General features: G+C 66.8%; 20 protein-coding genes. 6 read left to right on the forward strand and 14 right to left on the reverse strand.

Translation table 11 applies throughout. The features are described from left to right. Positions 1–4: 4 nt before the first annotated feature. The 3 genes from QMG28_RS00730 to QMG28_RS00740 form a co-directional block, all read right to left on the reverse strand. Positions 5–868, reverse strand: a complete 864-nt coding sequence (locus QMG28_RS00730; RefSeq protein WP_281840240.1) for a C40 family peptidase — start codon at positions 866–868, stop codon at positions 5–7. Beyond that, positions 865–2,250, reverse strand: coding sequence for a leucyl aminopeptidase family protein (locus QMG28_RS00735; protein ID WP_281840241.1), 1,386 nt, complete (start codon positions 2,248–2,250; stop codon positions 865–867). The genes QMG28_RS00730 and QMG28_RS00735 overlap by 4 nt, the downstream gene beginning before the upstream one ends. 69 nt (positions 2,251–2,319) lie before the next feature. Beyond that, entirely contained in the window at positions 2,320–2,703 is a 384-nt protein-coding gene (locus QMG28_RS00740) for a hypothetical protein (protein ID WP_281840242.1), read from the reverse strand. Positions 2,704–2,845: 142 nt separating this feature from the next. Between QMG28_RS00740 and QMG28_RS00745 the strand changes: the two genes are divergently transcribed. From QMG28_RS00745 to QMG28_RS00755, 3 genes are all read left to right on the forward strand, one after another. After that, complete coding sequence (locus tag QMG28_RS00745; RefSeq protein ID WP_281840243.1) at positions 2,846–3,496, forward strand: carbonic anhydrase; 651 nt, start codon at positions 2,846–2,848, stop codon at positions 3,494–3,496. A gap of 94 nt (positions 3,497–3,590) precedes the next feature. Beyond that, positions 3,591–4,247 carry a lysophospholipid acyltransferase family protein gene (locus QMG28_RS00750; protein WP_434784405.1) on the forward strand — a complete coding sequence of 219 codons (657 nt, stop codon included), beginning with the start codon at positions 3,591–3,593 and terminating at the stop codon, positions 4,245–4,247. Next, complete coding sequence (locus tag QMG28_RS00755; protein ID WP_281840244.1) at positions 4,234–5,178, forward strand: phosphatidate cytidylyltransferase; 945 nt, start codon at positions 4,234–4,236, stop codon at positions 5,176–5,178. Before QMG28_RS00750 ends, QMG28_RS00755 begins: the two co-directional genes overlap by 14 nt. A 63-nt stretch (positions 5,179–5,241) precedes the next feature. Here the strand turns inward: QMG28_RS00755 and QMG28_RS00760 are convergent, their stop codons facing one another. The 7 genes from QMG28_RS00760 to QMG28_RS00790 form a co-directional block, all read right to left on the reverse strand. After that, a complete protein-coding gene (locus QMG28_RS00760) occupies positions 5,242–5,487 on the reverse strand; it encodes a hypothetical protein (protein WP_281840245.1) in 246 nt (81 codons plus the stop codon). Positions 5,488–5,546: 59 nt separating this feature from the next. Next, the gene (locus QMG28_RS00765) at positions 5,547–5,741 is read right to left on the reverse strand and encodes a hypothetical protein (RefSeq protein WP_281840246.1); all 195 of its coding nucleotides are present in this window, start codon (positions 5,739–5,741) and stop codon (positions 5,547–5,549) included. 80 nt (positions 5,742–5,821) lie between these two features. Beyond that, positions 5,822–5,998: a hypothetical protein gene (locus QMG28_RS00770; RefSeq protein ID WP_281840247.1), complete on the reverse strand. Its 177-nt coding sequence runs from the start codon at positions 5,996–5,998 to the stop codon at positions 5,822–5,824. A 191-nt stretch (positions 5,999–6,189) separates the two neighbouring features. Next, positions 6,190–6,408, reverse strand: coding sequence for a hypothetical protein (locus tag QMG28_RS00775; protein WP_281840248.1), 219 nt, complete (start codon positions 6,406–6,408; stop codon positions 6,190–6,192). Between the two features lie 45 nt (positions 6,409–6,453). Then, positions 6,454–6,639 carry a hypothetical protein gene (locus QMG28_RS00780; protein ID WP_281840249.1) on the reverse strand — a complete coding sequence of 62 codons (186 nt, stop codon included), beginning with the start codon at positions 6,637–6,639 and terminating at the stop codon, positions 6,454–6,456. Positions 6,640–6,922: 283 nt separating this feature from the next. Next, entirely contained in the window at positions 6,923–8,554 is a 1,632-nt protein-coding gene (locus QMG28_RS00785; protein ID WP_281840250.1) for a DUF4139 domain-containing protein, read from the reverse strand. A gap of 212 nt (positions 8,555–8,766) precedes the next feature. After that, the gene (locus tag QMG28_RS00790) at positions 8,767–9,789 is read right to left on the reverse strand and encodes an aspartate-semialdehyde dehydrogenase (protein ID WP_281840251.1); all 1,023 of its coding nucleotides are present in this window, start codon (positions 9,787–9,789) and stop codon (positions 8,767–8,769) included. A 364-nt stretch (positions 9,790–10,153) separates the two neighbouring features. Between QMG28_RS00790 and QMG28_RS00795 the strand changes: the two genes are divergently transcribed. Then, positions 10,154–11,443, forward strand: a complete 1,290-nt coding sequence (locus tag QMG28_RS00795; RefSeq protein WP_281840252.1) for a DEAD/DEAH box helicase — start codon at positions 10,154–10,156, stop codon at positions 11,441–11,443. A gap of 66 nt (positions 11,444–11,509) precedes the next feature. On the opposite strand, the gene QMG28_RS00800 is transcribed toward QMG28_RS00795, so the two are convergent. Next, positions 11,510–12,691 (reverse strand): MFS transporter, encoded by a 1,182-nt coding sequence (locus QMG28_RS00800; RefSeq protein ID WP_281840253.1) that lies wholly within the window; start codon positions 12,689–12,691, stop codon positions 11,510–11,512. A gap of 118 nt (positions 12,692–12,809) precedes the next feature. On the opposite strand from QMG28_RS00800, the gene QMG28_RS00805 reads away from it, so the two are divergent. Continuing rightward, entirely contained in the window at positions 12,810–13,250 is a 441-nt protein-coding gene (locus QMG28_RS00805; protein ID WP_281840254.1) for a MarR family winged helix-turn-helix transcriptional regulator, read from the forward strand. A gap of 10 nt (positions 13,251–13,260) precedes the next feature. On the opposite strand, the gene QMG28_RS00810 is transcribed toward QMG28_RS00805, so the two are convergent. Further along, positions 13,261–13,836 (reverse strand): YqgE/AlgH family protein, encoded by a 576-nt coding sequence (locus tag QMG28_RS00810; RefSeq protein ID WP_281840255.1) that lies wholly within the window; start codon positions 13,834–13,836, stop codon positions 13,261–13,263. Between the two features lie 121 nt (positions 13,837–13,957). Between QMG28_RS00810 and QMG28_RS00815 the strand changes: the two genes are divergently transcribed. Then, positions 13,958–14,767: a protein-disulfide reductase DsbD domain-containing protein gene (locus QMG28_RS00815; RefSeq protein ID WP_281840256.1), complete on the forward strand. Its 810-nt coding sequence runs from the start codon at positions 13,958–13,960 to the stop codon at positions 14,765–14,767. Here QMG28_RS00815 and QMG28_RS00820 read toward each other — a convergent pair. Together QMG28_RS00820 and QMG28_RS00825 are read right to left on the reverse strand one after the other, a co-directional pair. Next, on the reverse strand, positions 14,764–18,165 hold the full coding sequence (locus QMG28_RS00820; protein ID WP_281840257.1) for an efflux RND transporter permease subunit: 3,402 nt from the start codon (positions 18,163–18,165) through the stop codon (positions 14,764–14,766). The genes QMG28_RS00815 and QMG28_RS00820 overlap by 4 nt on opposite strands. A gap of 3 nt (positions 18,166–18,168) precedes the next feature. Further along, the gene (locus tag QMG28_RS00825) at positions 18,169–19,641 is read right to left on the reverse strand and encodes an efflux RND transporter periplasmic adaptor subunit (RefSeq protein ID WP_281840258.1); all 1,473 of its coding nucleotides are present in this window, start codon (positions 19,639–19,641) and stop codon (positions 18,169–18,171) included. Positions 19,642–19,645 lie beyond the last annotated feature (4 nt).

Genomic DNA, 19,645 nt, shown 5'->3' on the forward strand with positions numbered 1-19,645 from the left:
GCGGCTATGCGCCCCAGACGATCCGGCGGCGTGCCAGCACCGGCCCGTCGCCCTGCGCTTCGATCCGCGCGATCGCATCGTCAATTCCCTCCCGGACCACCGCCATGTCGCGGGCATTGGCGTGGATCAGACGGGCATCGTCCACCACCATCGCCACGTGGCCTTTCCAGAATATCAGATCGCCGCGCTGCAACTCGCCCTCGATCCCGGTGCCGAGGCTCATCTGCAGATCGCTGTCGGCGGGGCAGTCGATGCCGCAAGCCATGAGCGCGGCCTGAACCAGACCCGAGCAGTCGATGCCAAAGGCGGTATTGCCGCCCCAGAGATAGGGCGTGCCGAGGAACATTTCGGCCACCGTCACCGGATCGGCCTCGCGGCTCTCGACCGGCGCGAGATGCACCGCCGGAATCCATGCCTCGCGGAACCAGGCGGCATCGGGCGGTGTCTGGATCGCGAGCCGGGCCCAGGCCCCGTCGATCCGCGCCACCCGCAGCCTGGCGCCGAAGGAGATCGGAAAGATCCGCATCGAGGATTTGATATCGGGGTCTTCCTGCCAGTAGCTGCGGATCGCCGCCACGCGGTGCGTCGGCGGCTGCAGCGGAAACAGGAACTCGGCGAAAACATAGCCCACATATCCGTCACGCCCTGAAAAGCCGAAGGCAAAGCCATCCTGTTCCTCGAGCACACAGAAGGTTTCGCCCTGCAAAAGCTCGCGGTCGCGCGGCCCGTCGGGGCTGGCCAGAAGCGGCAGCACCGCGGTTTCGACCTGCCGCCATTCCCCCTCGGTGAAGCGGTCCGCCTCAACCTCGCCGCGCAGCGAGCTATGGGCGACGCGCCCGTTGGCCGGGGTGAGCCGCCGGTCGGTCACAGGCCCAGCATTTCCGGCAGCGCGTCGAGCAGCGCCCGCGCGCCCTGCCCCACACCGCCTTTCGGGCGGGCCGGGGCGGCCTCGGGTTGCCAGCCATAGATGTCGAAATGCATATAGCGCGGACTGGCGGTGACGAAGCGCTTGAGAAACAGCGCGGCGGTAATCGAGCCGGCCATGCCGCCGGCGGGGGCGTTGTCGAGATCGGCGATACCGGGTTCGATCCTGGCTTCATAGGGGGTCCAGAACGGCATTTCCCACACCGGATCGGCCACGCGCCCGGCGGCGGCTTTCACCGCGGCGGCATCTTCGGGCGAGGTGGCATAGAACGGCGCAAGGTCCGGCCCCACGGCGACGCGCGCCGCGCCGGTCAGCGTGGCCATCGAGATCACCAGATCGGGCGTTTCCTCGTCGGCACAGGCGAGCGCATCGGCCAGCACCAGCCGGCCCTCGGCATCGGTGTTGTTGATCTCGACCGTCAGCGTCTTGCGGCTGGTGAGAATGTCGCCGGGCCGCATTGCATCGCCGGCCACGCTGTTTTCCACCGCCGGGATCAGCACCCGAAGCTGCAGGTCCAGCCCCAGGGTCATGATCATTTGGGCAAGGCCCAGCACCGTGGCGGCACCGCCCATGTCTTTCTTCATCAGCCCCATCGAGTTGCCGGGCTTGAGGTTCAGACCGCCGGTGTCGAAGCACACGCCCTTGCCCACCAGCGTCAGCCGCGGTCCCTTTTCGCCCCAGGCGATGTCGATCAGCCGGGGCGCGCGGGTGGAGGCACGGCCAACCGCGTGGATCATCGGGAAATTGGCGGTCAGAAGCTGTTCGCCGGTGGTTACCGCCACATGGGCGCCGAAGCTTTCGGCCAGCTTGCGGGCCGCGTCTTCCAGCTCATCGGGCCCCATATCGGAGGCCGGGGTATTGATCAGATCGCGGGTCAGCGCCTCGCCCGCCGCGATGGCTTCAAGCCGCGTCGCATCCACCCCTGCCGGGGCGACAAGCTGCGCTTCCGGCGCGGGTTTGTTCTTGTAGCGGCCAAAATGGTAGCCCGCGAGCAGCCAGCCGAGCGCGGCTTCGTTCAGCGCCTCGCCGGCAAGATCGGTTACAAGGTGAAAGACCTTGCCCGGCAAACCGGCACGCGCCCTGGCCAGCCCGAACCGCGTGCGCGCGCGCGCCGCTTCGGTGCCCTGGCCCGCCAGCGCGAGCGTATGGCCGCCGTCATGCCCGGGCACCATCAGAACGGCGCCAAGCTCCGCCTCGAAACCGCTGGCCAATACCCAGGCACGCTGGGCCGGATCGAGCCGTTCGACGAGCGCGGCAAGGCCCGCCTTGTCAACGAGATGCAGCGGCAGGGACTGGTCCTGCGGCGGGGCGAAGGTGAGAGACATGGGCGCGCTCCGGGCAATGGTATCGCAGGTCAGACTACCCGGCCCGTGGCTGCCCGCAAGGGGGAGCGCTCAGCCGCTCAGATCCTGCAAATCCCACACCGCCACCAGCGAGCCCTCCCCGATCCGGCCAAGGCGGGCCATCGTGGCGCCGAAAGCGGCGGCGTCATAGCTGTGCGACAGCGCCAGCACGTCGCGCCCAACCCGGGCGAGCACCGTCATCCCCACCTGCTGCGCCAGGGCGATCACGGATTTCACCGTGCCGCGCAGCGCCTCGATCTCACCCGCCCCATATTGCGCCGAGGCCTGGGTGAGCGCGGTCGCCAGATCCTCCAGCGCATGAGCGACAACCCTGTCGGCGCCGGTCGGGCCAAGGTTGCGGTAGAGCACCTCAAGCTGGCCCCGGTCGAGCCGCACAGGCTCGTCAAAATGTAGCCTCAAAACGGCATTCACCATGCCACCCCTCCTTTCCCAAAGCCCGCAAAGCATCGCAGCGCGGCCTCAAGAAAAGGTTTCTCGCCGCCGCAGAAATCCCTCGAATTCCTTCAAAATCCGCCGTAAAACCCGGGAAACATCGCGACAGCCAGGGAGGCCGACCATGACCACCGCGCGACAGCTGCCGAACTACCTCGTAAGCCGCTATCAGGGCTGGAAGGCCACCGGATATGCCGACAACAAGGCCTGGTATCGACGGCTGGCGAGCGAAGGCCAGCATCCGCGCGCGATGATCATCTCCTGCTGCGACAGCCGGGTGCATGTCACCTCGATCTTCGGCGCCGATCAGGGCGAGTTTTTCATCCACCGCAACATCGCCAACCTCGTGCCGCCCTACGAGCCCGACGGGCAGAAGCACGGCACCTCGGCGGCGGTCGAATATGCCGTCACCGCGCTCAAGGTGGCGCATGTGATCGTGATGGGCCATTCGGCCTGCGGCGGTGTGCGCGGCTTCTACGACATGACGATGGGGCTTGCGCCCGAGCTGAGCGAAGAGACAAGCTTCGTCGGTCGCTGGATGGACCTGCTGAAGCCCGGCTATGAACGGATCAAGGCCGATCGTTCCGGGCCGGACTGCATCGACGCGCTGGAGAAAGAGGCGGTGAAGGTCTCGCTCGACAACCTGATGACCTTTCCCTTCGTGAAATCCGCCGTCGAGGCGGAAGAGATCACCCTGCACGGGCTCTGGCACGATATCGGCGAGGGCGATCTGCTCTGGTATGACAGCGCAGACGACAGGTTCAAGCCGGTCTGAGGCGCCGGGCTTTTCTTCCGCCGGGGTTTGCGGCGGGAGTTTCCTGCGCCGCGCCGCTCGCCCATGATGCACCGGCGCGAGGGAGGAGAAACCCGTGCTGAAGAAGACAATCGCCGCCATCGCGGGGCACGGGCTTGTGCTGTTCGTGCGGATGCTCACCGCGCCGCGCACGATCTGGGCCGGGATCGAGCCGATCCCCCGCAAGCGCGTTTATTTCGCCAATCACACCTCGAACGCGGATTTCCCGGTGATCTGGACGGCGCTGCCCGCCTTCCTGCGCAGCCAGACCCGGCCGGTGGCGGCGTCGGATTACTGGCTCAAAAGCCGGCCGCGCGCCTTCTTCGGGCGTGACGTGCTGAACGCCGTGCTCATCAACCGTGACCGTGAAACCCGCGATGCCAGCGAAGACCCGGTGGCGCTGATGGTCGCCGCGCTCGACGAGGGCTCCAGCCTCATCCTGTTTCCCGAGGGTGGGCGCAACCTGACCGAAGACCCGGTGCTGCCGTTCAAGAGCGGGCTCTATCACCTCGCCAGGGCACGGCCCGATGTCGATCTCGTGCCGACATGGATCGACAACATGAACTCGGTGCTGCCCAAAGGCGAGGTGGTGCCGGTGCCGCTGATCTGCACCGTGACCTTCGGATCGCCCCTGCATATCGCGCCCGGCGAAGACCGCGATATCTTCCTGTCGCGGGCCGGGCGGGCGCTGGCCGCCTTGTCGGGCCGGGGAGACGATCATGGCGCACGTTGAATTTGCCCAGCTCTTCACCGGCCTCATCCTCGCCCTGCTCGGGGCGACCTTGCTGGCCTCTGCCCTGCGCCGCTGGTGGCCCGCCGCCGCGGGCGGGCAGAACATCATCGTCGAGACGCTGTTCGCCCGGATCAACGCCTGGTGGGCGATGGTCGTGCTGCTCTCCTTCGCCGCCTTCTTCGGGCGGCTGGGCATCGTCGTGCTGTTCCTGCTCGTCTCGTTCTCGGCCCTGCGCGAATTTCTGACGCTCACCCGCAAGCGGCGGGCCGATCACTGGGCGATGATGTTTTCCTTCTTCATCGCCCTGCCGCTGCAATATCTGCTGGTCTATATCGGGTCGGTGGGGCTCTTCACCATTTTCATCCCGGTCTATACTTTCCTGTTCCTGCCGGTGCTCGCGGTGATCCGGGGCGATACGTCGGGCTTTCTCAGCCGGGTGGCGGAAACGCAGTGGGCGCTGATGCTGACGATCTTCGCCGCGTCGCATGCCCCGGCCCTGCTGCTGCTTGAGATCGACGGCTACGAGGGCAAGCAGATCCTGCTGATCGCCTGGCTGGTGATCGTCGTACAGGCCGCCGACATCGCCCATTACATCGTGCCGCGCCTGATGGGGCGCACACGGATTGCGCCGTCACTGCCGCATTCGCGCACATGGGAGGGCTTTCTGGGGGCACTGGGCGCGGGGGCCATCATCGGCACGGCTCTGAGCTGGGTGACGCCATTCGCGCCCTGGCAGGCGGCGATCATGGCGATCGTCGTGGCGGTGCTTGGCTATGCCGGCGGCATGGTGATGGCGGCAATCAAGCGAGACAAGGGCGTGGTGGACTGGAGCCACCTGATCCCCGGCCAGGGCGGATTTATCGACCGGCTGGATTCGGTGGTCTTTTCCGCACCTCTGTTTTTCCACCTGGTGCGGTATTTCTGGACCTGACCTTGCGGGACAGGCCCCGATTGCGGCGGGCAGGCCCCGGGTGGGCCTGCGCCGCGCATCTGGTCAGGCCGCAGCGCTTTCGGCGGCGGTGTCGTTGTCATTCGCCGCAACCAGCGCGTGGCGGGTCGAGCGGAAGGCGACAACGTTGTTGCGGGCGATCAGCGGGGTCTCGCCATCGTTTGCATCGAAGGCGTTGTCGAAGATCGAGGTGAACCGGCTGCGATGATGCGAGCGGTCGGCAGTGCCGAGCGAGGCGAGGGCGTTCAGGCGGCGTTGGCGGGCTTTTTCAATATAGCTGACGGTGGCCATGTCAGGATTCTCCTGGAATGTAGAGCCGCGTTCTGGCGGCGTGTTGGGGGGAAAGGCGATCAGGCGACGTTGCCGTAGGTGAGCAGGACGCCGGTGGAAAAGAACACGCCAGACGCGGTGCGGCGCGCACGGGGCCGGCTCTTCCATTCGCTGATCGAGACGACGTTGTTGCGGGTGCCCGCGGTGGTTTCGCGGCCGGTGACGGCGCAGAGAGCGGCGCGGCGGGTGCGGTCGAAGGCGATGACGTTGTTCATTGTGTATTCCCCAGATCGTTTCGGCTTTGGGCCGGGATTGTTTCTGTATTTGCTACTGCGCGAACGTGCCGGGCGTGGTATTAAGCCGCCTGACGGATACGCTCTGCTGCAAAGTGCGCGTGGTCGAAGATGGATTCGATCTCCGCGCTGGTGATGGTGGGCAGACGCTTCATGCGATCCGTCCGGTTCACGCTGGCGCAAGGCTTCCTGAAAGGCAGGATCTTGGCGCTTTGTTGGAGGGTCATGGTGGCAGCCATGGTCTTTCTCCTGTGGTCAGATTTCCGTTCCGATGTGGTCTAATTTCGAACCAGATTCGGGCGGTATTTCTGCCGAAATGCGGCAGAAACGTGGTTTTTCATCTTTTCGACACCATGAGGCCGCACGGTCTGCCTGAAATGACCGCATCGGTGCCCCGTATGTGGCGCTCGCAGGGCAGCCGCGCTGCGGATCAGGCCGCCATCGGGCCGCGCGTGGCGCGGTTCTGCGCGATCGCCTTGCCACGGTGCACGCGGCTGCGGATCGAGTGGAATTGCGGCACGGTCTGGCGCCGGTGCGCGACGCGATCGAAGATGGAAACCACACTGCGGTCATCAGCGGTGCGGGCGTTCAGAGCCGCCAGCGCGGCGCGGCGGCCTTCGCGGGCTTTGTCGGCGAGGGTCATGGTCATATCGGTCTCCGTTTTATTAAGTATGCTGCGGTTTGCTTGAAGAATTCAGGCGATCTCGCCCGGCGCGACAAGCACCCGCGTGGTGAAGAAAACGCCCGTCGGCGTGCGGTGCGGCATCGCCCGGCCCAGCCAGTCAGCCAGCGGGATGACGTTGTTTTGCCCCCGGTACGGCGCCCGGCTGCGACGCGGTCGGGCGGGCCGCGCGGTGAAGGCGATCACATTCGTTTGCATGGTTCTCTCCCCAAGGGTCAGCGCGTCGCGCAAACCACAACCTGGCGTTTAGTCTGGATGAGTGCTGCCGGTTTCCGGCGGGCGCCCCGTGGGGCGGGCGGCTTTGCCGCGCACCGGAATTTGCGTCCGGCAAGATGATATTCCCGCGTGATTCCGGCGTCGACGGCACCGAAATGCGGCAAGATTTAGCCGAAACGCGCGGAATTTACCGAGATTGCCGGATCATGAACGGGCGCGCCGCCCCAATCAGGCGCGGCGCGCGAGTCGGGCGATTCCCCGCCGCTTACGGATACCAGGCCAGATCCTGCCCCTCGGGCCAGGACAGCTCGACCATGATCGAAACCTCCGCCGTCTCGCCCGGCGCGATGGTTAGATCCCAGGCCGAAACGCCACGCTGGCGCTCAAGGTCGGTCTCGCTCGGCGACGGCGAGGCGGTGACCTTCACTTTCAGGTCTTCCTGCTCGGAATAGGTCAGCGGGAAGATCGCCCGCACCTGCTGCGCCTCGCCGGTCAGGTTCTCGACGGTGAAGGTAATCGCCTGATCGCGGGTGTTGGACCTGGCGATCAGCCCGGTATCGCCCTCGGCGTTGCGCTCGAAGATCGTGTCGAGGCGGATACCCTCGATCGGGCCAAAGCCCAGCTCGGTTTCGGCGCCCGCCGGGATCAGCTCGATCATCTGGCGGCCCACCAGATGCCCGTCGCGCAGGATATTGGCCCAGCCGGGCAGGATCGGCTCGCCCGCGGTGTTGGTGAAGCTGGCCACGGTGAAGGCGGTTTCGTCATAGCGCGGGCTGGCATGGACCGCCGGGGTGGCGTCGAGCGTGAGCGCATCGAGCGCCAGCTCCGCCGCCTCACCCGCCGCGATGGTGACCGCCTCGGGATAGACGTAGGAGAGCGCAAGCCCATCCACCTCAAGCGCGGCGGTTTTCATCGCGGCATCGGCCAGCATCGGCTCCGGCATCGGCGCGGCCCCCGCCACCATGTCGGATTCCGCCTGCGCCATGGTGCGGCTGAGGGTGATGGGCTCATGAATACGCGCCTGATCGGGCGAGACCGGCGAGGGCATCACCTCTTCGCCGGGGCGCGCGGTCGAGAGGGTAAGCGCGACGCCATCCCATGTCTGGCCGGTTTCCTGCACCACGATGACCTTGCGGGCGATGTCGAGGGCGCCCGCGTCACGGTCAAGGTCGAGGTCGTAATCCATCTCCCACCAGGCGCTCTGCGAAAGCTCGGTCAGTTCCAGCGTCACCGGCCCCGCCTCGGCAACGACCACCTCGACGCTGAGCAGATCGGCGGTGTCGCCCGGCGGCGACAGGCGGTCGAATTCGGCCTGAGCGGCGGCGAGCGCGGCGGCCAACTCGTCACGCTCTTCTTGCAGCGGGCGCAGGGCGGCGGTTGCCGTCACCAGAGCGGTTTGCGCGGCCTGTGTCTCGCGCTGGAGCATGTCGGCCAGCGCCACGATGTCTTCGCCGCTCGCCGCCTCGCCGGGCGCGACCTGACCGAGAAAGGCCAGCCGCGCCTTCAGAGCGGCTGCCTCGGCGCCGGTTGTGGCGATCTCGTCATCCTTGGCGGCGATGTCGGCGGTAAGGTAATCAATCCGGCCAAAAGCGGCAGCCTGCGCCTCGGTAAACAAGGCTTCGCGGTCAATCGCCATGTCGCGCTGAAAGCCAAGCGTGCCGATGCTCACGCCGTCGCTGGTGCGGATACGCGGCAGCGAACCCAACCCGTCCAGCCCGGCATAGGGCAGAAACACCCGGTGCGTGCCCGCCGGCAGCTCCACCGTGGCGCGGTGCACCATTTCGGCCCCGGCGGGATAGACCGTCACGGCGGCAACGGGCGCCTGGGTATAGACATCGTCGGCCAGCGCCGGACAGGCGGCGGCAAGGGCAAGAAACGAGGTGGCAAGAACGCGCATGGCAGAACCTTTCTGTCAGAACCTGATGCCACGCTAACGCGCGGGCACAGGGGCGAAAAGCGCCGGTTTGCCCATCGGCGGAAGGCGGCTTGGTTTCTGCCGGGCGCGCGGCGGGCGCCGGGTGGGCAGGGATCGGCGCAGGGTACGCACACGACAAAAGAAAAAGCCGCCGGAGTTGCCCCCGGCGGCCCGTTTGATCCGATCGGGCGGCGTCAGCCCTTTTTCAGCACTTCGCGGCCCAGCAGCTCGGCAATCTGCACCGCGTTCAGCGCCGCGCCTTTGCGCAGGTTATCGGAGACGCACCACAGGTTGAGCCCGTTCTCGATGGTCGGGTCTTGCCGGATGCGGCTGATGAAGGTGGCGTAATCGCCCACGCATTCCACCGGGGTCACGTAGCCGCCGTCTTCGCGCTTGTCGACGACGAGGATGCCCGGCGCTTCACGCAGGATATCGCGCGCTTCGTCTTCATCGAGGAAATCTTCGAACTCGATATTCACCGCTTCCGAATGGCCGACAAAGACCGGCACCCGCACACAGGTGGCCGTGATCCTGATCGCCGGGTCGACGATCTTCTTGGTTTCGGCGACCATCTTCCATTCTTCCTTGGTCGAGCCATCTTCCATGAACACGTCGATATGCGGAATCACGTTGAAGGCGATCTGCTTGGTGAACTTGGCGGGATCTTTCTCCTGACCCGGCACATACATGCCCTTGGTCTGCTCCCACAGCTCGTCCATGCCTTCCTTGCCGGCACCGGAAACCGACTGGTAGGTGCTCACCACCACCCGCTTGATCTTCGCGCGGTCATGCAACGGCTTCAGCGCCACCACCATCTGCGCGGTCGAGCAGTTGGGATTGGCGATGATGTTCTTCTTCGCATAGCCGTGGATCGCCTGCGGGTTCACCTCCGGCACGATCAGCGGAATGTCGGGGTCGTAGCGGTAGAGCGACGAATTGTCGATCACGGTGCAACCGGCGGCGGCGGCCTTCGGCGCATAATCCTTCGTCGCCGCCGAGCCCACGGCGAACAGCGCCATGTCCCAGCCGGTGAAATCGAAAGTGGCGAGGTCCTGGGTCTTGATCGTCTTGTCGCCAAAGCTGACTTCGGTGCCCAGCGAGCGGCGGCTCGCCAGCGCGGCGATCTCGTCGACGGGGAACTGGCGCTCGGCCAGGATGTTCAGCATTTCGCGGCCCACGTTGCCCGTGGCGCCGACGACAACGACTCTGTAGCCCATTGGGGTCTCCTTTATATGAGTCTGGTCAGACCAGGGGCGCTGATACCTCAATCGCCGTAGCGGTGAAAGGGGCGTTGATTCACGTTGACTTAAGCGCCACATGCTGTGATGAGAGCGCATCGCTCCGGCGGCCGCGTGAGCCGCCCGCCGCTTTGAACAAGCAATAAGAGTGCGGCACGGCGCGATGAGCACGGACGCGATGGGCGTCCAGACAGGTTCCCAAATCACGCGGGGGGTCACCGGGCCGGACGGCGGCAGGGCAAGCGCTCTGCGGCGAGGCTGGGCCCGATCCAACTCGACGCCAGGGCGCATCCGCGCGCCCCGGCCCCCTTGCATGCGGCCAATGCGCCGCGGAAAGACATATATGACAACGTTTCAATCCCTCGGGCTCTCCCCGAAACTGCTCGATGCGGTCAAGGCCGCCGGCTATGACGCACCCACCCCGATCCAGCTCAAGGCGATCCCGCCGGTGCTGGAGGGGCGTGACGTGATGGGCCTGGCCCAGACCGGCACCGGCAAAACCGCCGCCTTCGGCCTGCCGCTGATCCACCAGCTCATGCATCGCCACGACAAACGGGTGCCGAAGACGGCACGCGCGCTCGTGCTCGCCCCCACCCGCGAACTGGTCAACCAGATCGCCGACAACCTCGCGCTCTACGTCAAGGGCACGCATATGAAGGTGGTCACCGTGGTGGGCGGCGTCTCGATCAACCGCCAGGCCAATGCGCTCGCCAAGGGCACCGACATTCTCGTCGCCACGCCGGGCCGGCTGATCGACCTGATGGATCGGGGCGATGTGCGGCTCGACGCCGCCACCTTCCTCGTGCTCGACGAGGCCGACCACATGCTCGATATGGGCTTCATCCACGCCCTGCGCCGGATCGCGCCGAAGCTCGGCCATCCGCGCCAGACCATGCTGTTCTCGGCCACCATGCCGAAAGACATGGAAGAGATCGCCGGCGCCTATCTGCATAACCCGGTGCGGGTGCAGGTCTCGCCGCCGGGCAAGGCCGCCGACAAGATCACCCAGGGCGTGCACTGGGCGCAGAGCAAGGACGACAAGGTCTCGCTGCTCAAGAGGTATCTTGCCGATGCGCCCGATGGCCTCGCGCTCGTCTTCGCACGCACCAAGCATGGCGCCGAGCGGCTCAAGAAGCACCTCGTCGCCGAGGGCTTCGATGCGGTTTCAATCCACGGCAACAAGAGCCAGGGTCAGCGTGAGCGGGCGCTGGCGAGCTTCCGTGACGGCGGCACGCCGATCCTCGTCGCCACCGATGTGGCCGCGCGCGGGATTGACATTCCGGGCGTCAGCCACGTCTACAATTTCGATCTGCCGGAAGTGGCCGAGAACTACGTGCACCGCATCGGCCGGACGGCACGCGCGGGCGCGGATGGTGATGCCATCGCTCTCGTCACCGGCGAGGATATCGGGCTGCTGCGCCAGATCGAGAAGCTGATGAAGATTGAAATCCCGGTTCTGGGCGGCGAACGCCCCGCCGAAGTCGATCCGCCGAAGCGGCAGGGCCGGGGCGGTGGCGCTGGCGCTGGGGGCAACCGCCGCCGTGGCCCGAAGCCCACCAATGCGCAATCCAAGCCGCAGGGTCAGGGACAGGGCCAGAAGCGCCGCCGCCCGCGCCGCCGCAAAGCGGCCTGAGCCTTTTCATCTTGCCCGAAATATCCCACGGGGGTCCGGGGGTGTGAAACCCCCGGTCCCGCCGCATCAATCCATCCGGTCGCGGGTAAAGAGGTAAAGCAGCGTGCCCAGGAGTGCCGGCACCGCGAAGAACAAAAACAGCGTGCGGAACCCGGCCACCGGGTCGCCCGCCACCTGTCCGCCCTCATAGACCCAGCCGGAGGCAAACTGGAACAGGCCCACGCCGCCGATCCCGAACAGGTTCAGCAGCGTCACACCCCGCCCGGTCAGATGCGGCGGGTAGAAAGCGCGGGCATGGGCCATGACCAGCGGGAAGGACGCGCCGAACAGGCCCGCCGCCGCCATCAGAAGTGTCGCGGTCCAGAGCCCGTGGGCCGGAAAGGCCCACAGCCCGAACAACGCGGCCGCGGCGGCGAGGTTGCCCCAGAAAATCACCCATTTGCGGGTGCCGAACACCCGGTCGAGCGGGCCATAGGCGAAATTGCCGACGATCATGGCAATGCCCATTGCAAGGGTCACCGCGCCGATACCGCCGGCATCAAGCCCGAATACCTCCGACAGATACGGCCCCGCCCAGAGCCCGCGCAGCCCGGCCGCCGGAGCGTAGTTCACCATCATCAGCGGAAAGATCGCCCAGAGCGCCGGCATCTTCAGCAAGGTGAGCACCGAGCCGGACTGGCTGCCGTGATCCTCCGGCCGGGCCGGATCGCGCACCACGATGAGGATCAGCAGCGCAACGGCAAAGGTGATCGCAGCGAGCGCCCAGAGCGTTTCGCGCCAGCCGAAGCTCTCCACCGCCCAGGCCATCGGCAGGCTGCCCGCGATGTTGCCAAACGATCCGATCCCGATCACCGCGCCGGCCAGCGTGCCGAACACGGCGGGCGAAAAGCTCTTGGCAATGATGAAATAGCTGCCCATCAGCACCGGGGCGCAACCGGCGCCGAGCAGCACCATCGCGGCCTGAATGTGCCAGGGTTCTGTCGCCAGCGCGAAAACAATGGCGCCGCCGCCGCCACCGAATGCGAGCAGGGCCGCCGAGGTCAGCCGCGGCCCGATCCGGTCGAGCGCCCAGCCCACCGGAATCTGCATCGCGGCGAAGGTGAGAAACCACAGGCCCGAAGCACGGCTCAGCATCTCAGGCGTCGCCCCGAGATCGGTGGTGAGGACAGGGGTCATCACCGGCAGGAAGGCGCGGTAGAATTGGCTCAGCACGTAGCCAAGCACCAGCGTCACGATCCCGGCGCGCATCACGTCCTCCCTCTCCCGGTCAGGCCAGATGACACGGGCGGCGGCGTGACTGCAAGCCCGGGTCTTGCACAGGTCCGGCGGCTGCGCTCTTATCGGGCCAAGGCGGAGAGGGATAGCCGTGACAGATTTCAACCTGAGCAGTTTTCTGCCCTACCAGATTTCCGAGCTGTCGCGGCGGGTGAGCGCAGCGTTTTCGCGCCATTACCGTGAGCGCTACGGCATATCCGTCGCCGAGTGGCGGGTGGTGGCGCATCTGAGCCAGGACGCCGCCGTTTCGGTGCGCGAAATCCATGAACGGGTGGGGCTGGACAAGCCCAAGGTCTCGCGCGCCGCGTCGCGGCTGGAGGCGGCGGGCTACATTACCAAGGTGGTGAACGAGAAAGACCGGCGGCTCGTCGAGCTGTCGCTCACGCCGAAAGGCGAAGAGATGATCGAGGTTCTCGCCCCGATCGCGGCGGCCTACCAGCAGGAACTCGACGAATTGCTCGGCGAGCATGCGGTGGAATTCCGTGCACAGGTGGCGGCGTTGACGGAGAAGGTGGGCGACCGCGACGAGTAGCGCGGCCCGGTCAGGCCCGCCCGCCCTCGGCCGAGAGCATTCTCGGGTCGATCCCCAGCGATTTCAACGCCCGCGACCATTTTGCGGAATTGTCGGTATCAAACACGATCGCCGCATCGGCCTCGACGGTGAGCCAGGCATTCTGCCTGAGCTCGCTTTCCAGTTGCCCCGGCCCCCAGCCCGCATAGCCGAGCGCGGTCAGCGCCTCGCGCGGGCCGCTGCCTTGCGCGATCTCGACGAGGATATCCTTTGTCGCGGTCATGCCGAAGCTGTCGCCGATCCGCATCGTCGCATCGCGGCCCGGATAATCCGCCGAATGCAGCACGAAGCCCCGCCCGCCTTCGACCGGCCCGCCGAAATGGACGGCGCGGCCATGGCTACCATCGCCCCTGTCGATTTCGAGCTGTTCGAGCAGGTCGTCCAGCATCAGCTCCGGCACCTGCTTGTTGACGATGAGCCCCATCGCGCCCTCGCCCGAATGGGCGCAGAGCATCACCACCGCGTGTTCGAAACGCGGGTCGCCCATGCCGGGCATCGCGACGAGGAGTTTGCCGGTCAGGTCTTGCGAGATATCGGTCTGGCCCATGATGCAAAGATGTGGTCGGAACCGCCGGCAATACAAGTGGCATCCTGCCGCGCCGGCGCCCTCTCGGCGCATTCTCGCGAAAGTGACTTCCCCTCGCGCCCGGCACGCCTATATCGGGGGCATGTTTCGATTTGCCGCCACACTCTCTGCCGCCCTCCTCGCCGCCGCGCCCCTGATCGCCGGCGACGCGCCCGCCACGCCCGCCAAGGTCGAGCTCCTGCCCGGCTGGCGCAGCGGCGGCGGCACCCATATGGCCGCCCTGCGGATCACGCTGGACGATGGCTGGAAGACCTATTGGCGCGCGCCGGGCGAGGCCGGGTTGCCGCCTCAGTTTGACTGGTCGGGGTCTGAAAACCTCGCCGATCTGCGCCTGCACTGGCCGGTGCCCGATGTGTTCACCACCAACGGGATGACCACGCTCGGCTATCACCACGAGCTGGTGCTGCCGGTCGAGGTGGTGCCCGCCGATCCGGCGGCGGATGTGGTGCTGGACGGGGCGCTGACGATGGGCATCTGCCAGGACATCTGCATGCCGTTCCAGACCGACGTGTCGGCGACGCTGCCGCGCGATCAGGGCGAACCCGATATGCGCATCGCCTTCGCGCTCGACCGCCGCCCCGATACCGAAGCCGAAGCCGGGCTCGTCTCGGCGCGGTGCAGCGTCGAGCCGATTGCCGACGGGTTGCGGGTGACCGCGAAGATCGACCTGCCGCCGGTCGGCCCGCGCGAGATGACCGTGGTCGAAACGCCGGACCCTGCGATCTGGGTGTCGGAGGCGGTTACGCGCCGCGCCGAAAACATGCTCACCGCCACCGCCGATCTGGTGCCGCCGGATACGCGGCCCTTCGATCTCGATACGCAGGCGCTGCGCTTTACCGTGCTGTCGCAGGGCCGGGCCGTCGATATCCGGGGCTGCGCGCCGCTGCGCTAAGCTCCGGCCTGCCCGCCCTGCCGCATATGCCGCCAATGGGCGAGTGCCGCCACCGCCCAGGCCCCGAGCGTGATCAGCGCCGCACCGGCGATGAACGAAGCCGTCGCCTTCAGCATCGCCGCACCCTCGCCGAACAGCCCGCCCGGCAAGCCGCCGGAGACAAGCGCCCAGCCCAGCGTGAAGACGAAGAGCACGGCAAGGGCGCCGCTGGTCAGGCCGGTGGCCAGCGCCGCGCCGCGCGCGCCGCGATGGCGCAGCCGGAACATCCGGCGCACCGCGCGCAACTGCCGGCCAAGATCGGCCTGCGCCGCGACGAGGGCGGGCACCACCAGCAGCACCAGCACGAAGCCAAAGCCAAGACCATAGACCAGCGTCACCACCGTGGGCTTGAGGAATTGCGCCTGGCTCGACGTTTCGTAAAGCAGCGGCGCAAGGCCGAGCACCGTGGTCGCCGTGGTCAGGAAGACCGGGCGCAGCCGGTCGGCCACAGCGTCGACGATAGCGGTGCGGATATCCCTGTCGGCGGCGTATTCGTCGATGGTTGAGACCAGCACGATCGAATCGTTGATGATGATCCCCACCATCCCGATCAGGCCGACGATGGAGAACATGCTCATCGGCACGCCCCAGAGCTGGTGGCCCCAGATCGCACCGATCAGGCCGAAGGGAATGATCGCCATCACCACCAGCGGGCGGGTCCAGCTCGAAAAGATCCAGGCGAGCGTGAGGAAGATGCCGACCAGCGTCAACATCAGGCCGAACTGCGCATCTTCGAGAAACTGGTTCTGCTGCTCCGAGAGGCCGGAGATCCGGTAGCTGATGCCGTAATCCTCGGCCAGTTGCGGCAGGATTTCGTCCTGGATCAGCCGGGTGATCTCTTCGCCCCGGGCGGCGTCGGTCTGGTCGATATCGCCGGTGACCGAAACCACGCGCAGCCCGTTCTCGCGGTTCACCGTCGAGAAGCCGGATTTGCGGGTCGCGGTCACGATATCGGACAGCGGCACATAGCTGCCTGCGGCGGCGCGCATCATTGTGCTGTTGAGGAAATCGGCGGTCAGCTCTTCGTCGGGCAGGCGCACGAGGATCGAGGCCGAACGCATGCCGTCGGGATAGGTGGCCGCCTCGATCCCGCTCAGCCGCTTGCGCAACTCGCTGCCGAGCGCGTCGATGGTGAAGCCCAGCGCCTTGCCCTGCGGTGTAAGCTCCAGCACCAGTTCGGCCTTGTCATAGGCAAGGCTGTCTTCCACCGCCGACACTTCTGGGAAGCGGGCAACGGCCGTTTTCAACTCCTCGGCGGCGGCTTTCAGCACCCCGGCATCGGCGCCGGTCAGCTCCACGTCGAGCGCGTCGCCGCCGGGGCCGAAACGGCCACCGCGGAAGCTCAGCTCTTCGAGCATCGGGTGGCTGGGCACGCGGCGCTGCACTTCGCCAACGAAGGTGAATGATGTGAAGGGGCGCAGATCGGCGTCGATCAGTTCGATGGTGACGGCGCCGAGCTGGTCGGAATCCTTGTCTTCCGCCGCGGCGAGGCCCCGGCCGGCATTGCCACCGATCTGGCCGAGCACGTAGAGGATCGGGTTATTGCCGGTCTCTGCCTCAACCTCTTTGCCATAGGCTTCCACCGCCTCCTGCACCAGCGCGAGCTGGGCCAGCGTGTCGGCCCGCGTCGAACCGGGCGCCATCGCGAAGTTCGCGGTCACATCGGTGCGCTCGGGGGCATCGAAGAAGCGAAAGCGCACATCGCCCGTGACCAGCAGCGCGACCTGGCTCGACAACAGCAGCAGCACGCCCGCCAGCACAGGGTAGCGGGCGCGGATCACCAGCCGGATCATCGGGCGGAACAGTTTCTCGCGCACGAAGCGCAGGCCCCGGTTCACCTGCCGCGACGGCCAGTCATACCAATGGTGCTCCTTCGAATGGGTGAGCGCGTGGGCCATATGGTTGGGCAGGATCAGGAAGCATTCCATCAGCGAGGCAAGCAGCACCGCGATCACCGTGATCGGGATATCCTCGATCATATCGCCGAAGCGCCCGCCGATGGCGGTGAGGCCGAAGAAGGCGATGATCGTCGTGAGCGTGGCCGAGAAGACCGGCGCGAACATCCGCCGTGCCGCCGTCTCGGAGGCGGTGACAGGCCCCTCGCCCCGGTGTTTCGAACGGAAGTCGGCGTGTTCGCCAACGACGATGGCATCGTCCACCACGATCCCGAGGGTGATGATCAGCGCAAAGATCGAGATCATGTTGAAGGACAGGCCCATCAGATACATGATCGTGACGGCGGTGAGCATCGACACCGGAATGCCCGCCGCGACCCAGAAGGCAGTGCGGCTATTGAGGAACAGAAACAGCAGCACGACCACAAGGCCAAGCCCCATCAGGCCGTTTTCCAGCAGGATCTGAAGCCGCCCGGTGATCACCTCTGCCCGGGTGCGGATAAGGTCGATCTTCACCCCTTCGGGCAGGGTGAGCATCATGTCATCGGCCACATCCTCGACGGTGCGCTGGATGCCGATGGCATCGCCCTGAGCGGAACGGCTGACATTGATCGTGATGGCGGAATCGCTGCCGACGAAATAGGCGACGTTGCGGTCGATCCCCTCGACATAGACGCGCGCCACATCGCCGATGGTGACTTTCGATCCATCGGGATTGGAGCGCAGAACGATCGCCTCGATCTCTTCCGGGCTGCGCTTGGCCACGCCGGTGCGCACCCGCGCCGCGCCGGAGGCGACGTTGCCTGCCGGGTCGGCGGCGGCTTCCGCGCCAATCGCATTGGCGATCTCGGTCATCGTCACATCGTTCAGCATGAGCTGCGCCGAAGTCGCCTCGACCACCGTGCGCGGCGCGACGACGCCGCTGATGCTGGTGCGGGTGACGCCCTCGGCAAACAGCCGCGCGATCATCTCGTCGCCGAACCGGGCGATCTGGTCGAGCCCGACCGGCCCGGTGATGACCACATCGGTCACCGGGTCGCGCCAGTTGGCGCGGCTGATATCGGGATCGTCCGCGTCGCTCGGCAGCGTGCCCACCCCGGCCACGGCTTCCTCTACATCGGCGGCGGCGCGCGACATGTCCCATCCCGGTTCGAATTCGAGCCGGATGCGCGCTCGTCCTTCCGAGGCGCGCGAGCTCGACGAGCTGACGCCTTCGACGGCCAGCAGCGCCGGTTCCATCACCTGAACGATGGCGGTGTCCACATCTTCGGCCCCGGCGCCGCTCCAGCGGACGTTGACGGTGATATTGTCGATGATCACATCGGGGAAAAACTGCGCCCGCATCCGCGGCGCCAGCGTGACGCCAACGGCGATCAGCACAACGAGCAGCAGATTGGCGGCGGTGGCGTGGCGGGTGAAGTAGCTCAGGATACCGCGCGCGGCGGAACCGGGTGAGGCGGCCATGTGCTATTCCCCCATCTGTTGCTCAAGGCGCTGGACGAATTGCTCCGACACCTCGGGCTGGTTCAGCCGAAACAGCATCCGCTCGCGCATGGCGGGCTGCATGGCGTTCTCTTCGGTGACGAAGGCGATCAGTTTCGCGCGCCGCTCGTCGTCGAGCGCGATCATCGTCATGTTCTCTTGCTGGCTTTGGGCCGGCGCGGCAGCCGCGCCGGGGCGGAAGGGCTTCACCCCGATCCCGGCGCCCAGCATCGGCGTGCGCTCGGTCACCACCTCGCGCCCGGCAAGATCGCCGGCGCGCACCAGCACCGTTTCGCCCTGCCGCCGCAGCACCGTGACCGACACTTCTTCCAGCCGGTCTTCCGCGCCCAGCACCAGCACCGTGTCGGTGGCGCCCAGCGCGCTGGCGGGCAGTTCGGCCACCCCGCGCAGCGCCGGCTCGCGAATCTCGACGGTCACGAAATCGCCGGGCCGGAAGCCGCGCACATCTTCGAGCCGGGCAAACAGGAGCCGCCCGGTCTGCCCCTCGCCCACTTCCGCGCTCTCGCGGTCGATCCGGCCCACCGCCTCGATATCGACCCCCGAGACGGCAAGACGGACCGAGACATCGGCCGGCACCAGCGCGCCGTCGCTGTCCAGCAGCCGGGCATATTGCGCGGTCGACAACCGGAACGACACTTCCAGCGCCGATGGATCGACGAGGGTGGCGACATGCTCGTTGGCCGTCACCAGACGCCCCTCGATGGCGGCGACATCGGCGAGCGTGCCGGAAAAGCTGGCGCGCACTTCCGTCTCGGCCAGACGGCGCGCGGCTTCGTCCAGCGCGATCTGGCGGCGGGCAAGGGTGTTTTCGGCCTGCGCGACACGCGCTTCGGCCGAAGCGAGGGCGGAGCGGCGCGACAGCACGGCCTGCTCGGCGCTGGCAGCCGAAAGCGCCGCGGTTTCCACCGCGGCTTCGGTGCCCACGCCGCGCTGGGCCAGATCCTGCTGCCGGGCCAGGGCCTGGGCGCGAAGCTCGGCCTGCCTCTGGGCGCTGGCCAGGTCATCGCGGGCGATGTCCAGCGCCGCCCCGGCATCGCGCTGCTCGTCCTGGGCTTCGGCCAGATCGGTGCGTGCGAGCGCCAGACTGTCCTGCAGGTTGGTCGGGTCGACCCGCAGCAGAAGCTGCCCGGCCTCGACGCGCCCGCCTTCCTCGAACCCCTGCCCAAGCTCGACGACGGAGCCTGCCACCTGCGCGCGCAGTTCCAGCGTGCGCCGCGCCCGAACCTCGCCAAAGGCTTCCAGCACCGGAACGATCTCGCCCGGCTCGACGGTCATCACGTTGACGGAGTAGACCCGCTCGCGCGCCGTGCCCTGATCGCTTTCGCGGGCCAGCCGCTCCTGGATGGCGCTGCGCAGGGTTTCGCCCGCCAGCGCAAGCAGGGCTATCGTCAGGGCAACAAGAAACAGACCGGCCAGGCTGCGGCGCAGAAATCGCATTAAG

It is taken from the genome of Sinisalibacter aestuarii, from assembly GCF_027923545.1.
Classification (GTDB): domain Bacteria; phylum Pseudomonadota; class Alphaproteobacteria; order Rhodobacterales; family Rhodobacteraceae; genus Sinisalibacter; species Sinisalibacter aestuarii.

Excerpts from the sequence above, each read along its gene's own strand:
- QMG28_RS00735 (WP_281840241.1), bottom strand. The coding sequence starts at position 2,250 with ATGTCTCTCACCTTCGCCCCGCCGCAGGACCAGTCCCTGCCGCTGCAT.
- QMG28_RS00740 (WP_281840242.1), bottom strand. The coding sequence starts at position 2,703 with ATGGTGAATGCCGTTTTGAGGCTACATTTTGACGAGCCTGTGCGGCTC.
- QMG28_RS00745 (WP_281840243.1), top strand. The coding sequence starts at position 2,846 with ATGACCACCGCGCGACAGCTGCCGAACTACCTCGTAAGCCGCTATCAG.
- QMG28_RS00755 (WP_281840244.1), top strand. The coding sequence starts at position 4,234 with ATGGCGCACGTTGAATTTGCCCAGCTCTTCACCGGCCTCATCCTCGCC.
- QMG28_RS00760 (WP_281840245.1), bottom strand. The coding sequence starts at position 5,487 with ATGGCCACCGTCAGCTATATTGAAAAAGCCCGCCAACGCCGCCTGAAC.
- QMG28_RS00765 (WP_281840246.1), bottom strand. The coding sequence starts at position 5,741 with ATGAACAACGTCATCGCCTTCGACCGCACCCGCCGCGCCGCTCTCTGC.
- QMG28_RS00770 (WP_281840247.1), bottom strand. The coding sequence starts at position 5,998 with ATGGCTGCCACCATGACCCTCCAACAAAGCGCCAAGATCCTGCCTTTC.
- QMG28_RS00775 (WP_281840248.1), bottom strand. The coding sequence starts at position 6,408 with ATGACCATGACCCTCGCCGACAAAGCCCGCGAAGGCCGCCGCGCCGCG.
- QMG28_RS00780 (WP_281840249.1), bottom strand. The coding sequence starts at position 6,639 with ATGCAAACGAATGTGATCGCCTTCACCGCGCGGCCCGCCCGACCGCGT.
- QMG28_RS00785 (WP_281840250.1), bottom strand. The coding sequence starts at position 8,554 with ATGCGCGTTCTTGCCACCTCGTTTCTTGCCCTTGCCGCCGCCTGTCCG.
- QMG28_RS00790 (WP_281840251.1), bottom strand. The coding sequence starts at position 9,789 with ATGGGCTACAGAGTCGTTGTCGTCGGCGCCACGGGCAACGTGGGCCGC.
- QMG28_RS00795 (WP_281840252.1), top strand. The coding sequence starts at position 10,154 with ATGACAACGTTTCAATCCCTCGGGCTCTCCCCGAAACTGCTCGATGCG.
- QMG28_RS00800 (WP_281840253.1), bottom strand. The coding sequence starts at position 12,691 with ATGCGCGCCGGGATCGTGACGCTGGTGCTTGGCTACGTGCTGAGCCAA.
- QMG28_RS00810 (WP_281840255.1), bottom strand. The coding sequence starts at position 13,836 with ATGGGCCAGACCGATATCTCGCAAGACCTGACCGGCAAACTCCTCGTC.
- QMG28_RS00815 (WP_281840256.1), top strand. The coding sequence starts at position 13,958 with ATGTTTCGATTTGCCGCCACACTCTCTGCCGCCCTCCTCGCCGCCGCG.
- QMG28_RS00820 (WP_281840257.1), bottom strand. The coding sequence starts at position 18,165 with ATGGCCGCCTCACCCGGTTCCGCCGCGCGCGGTATCCTGAGCTACTTC.
- QMG28_RS00825 (WP_281840258.1), bottom strand. The coding sequence starts at position 19,641 with ATGCGATTTCTGCGCCGCAGCCTGGCCGGTCTGTTTCTTGTTGCCCTG.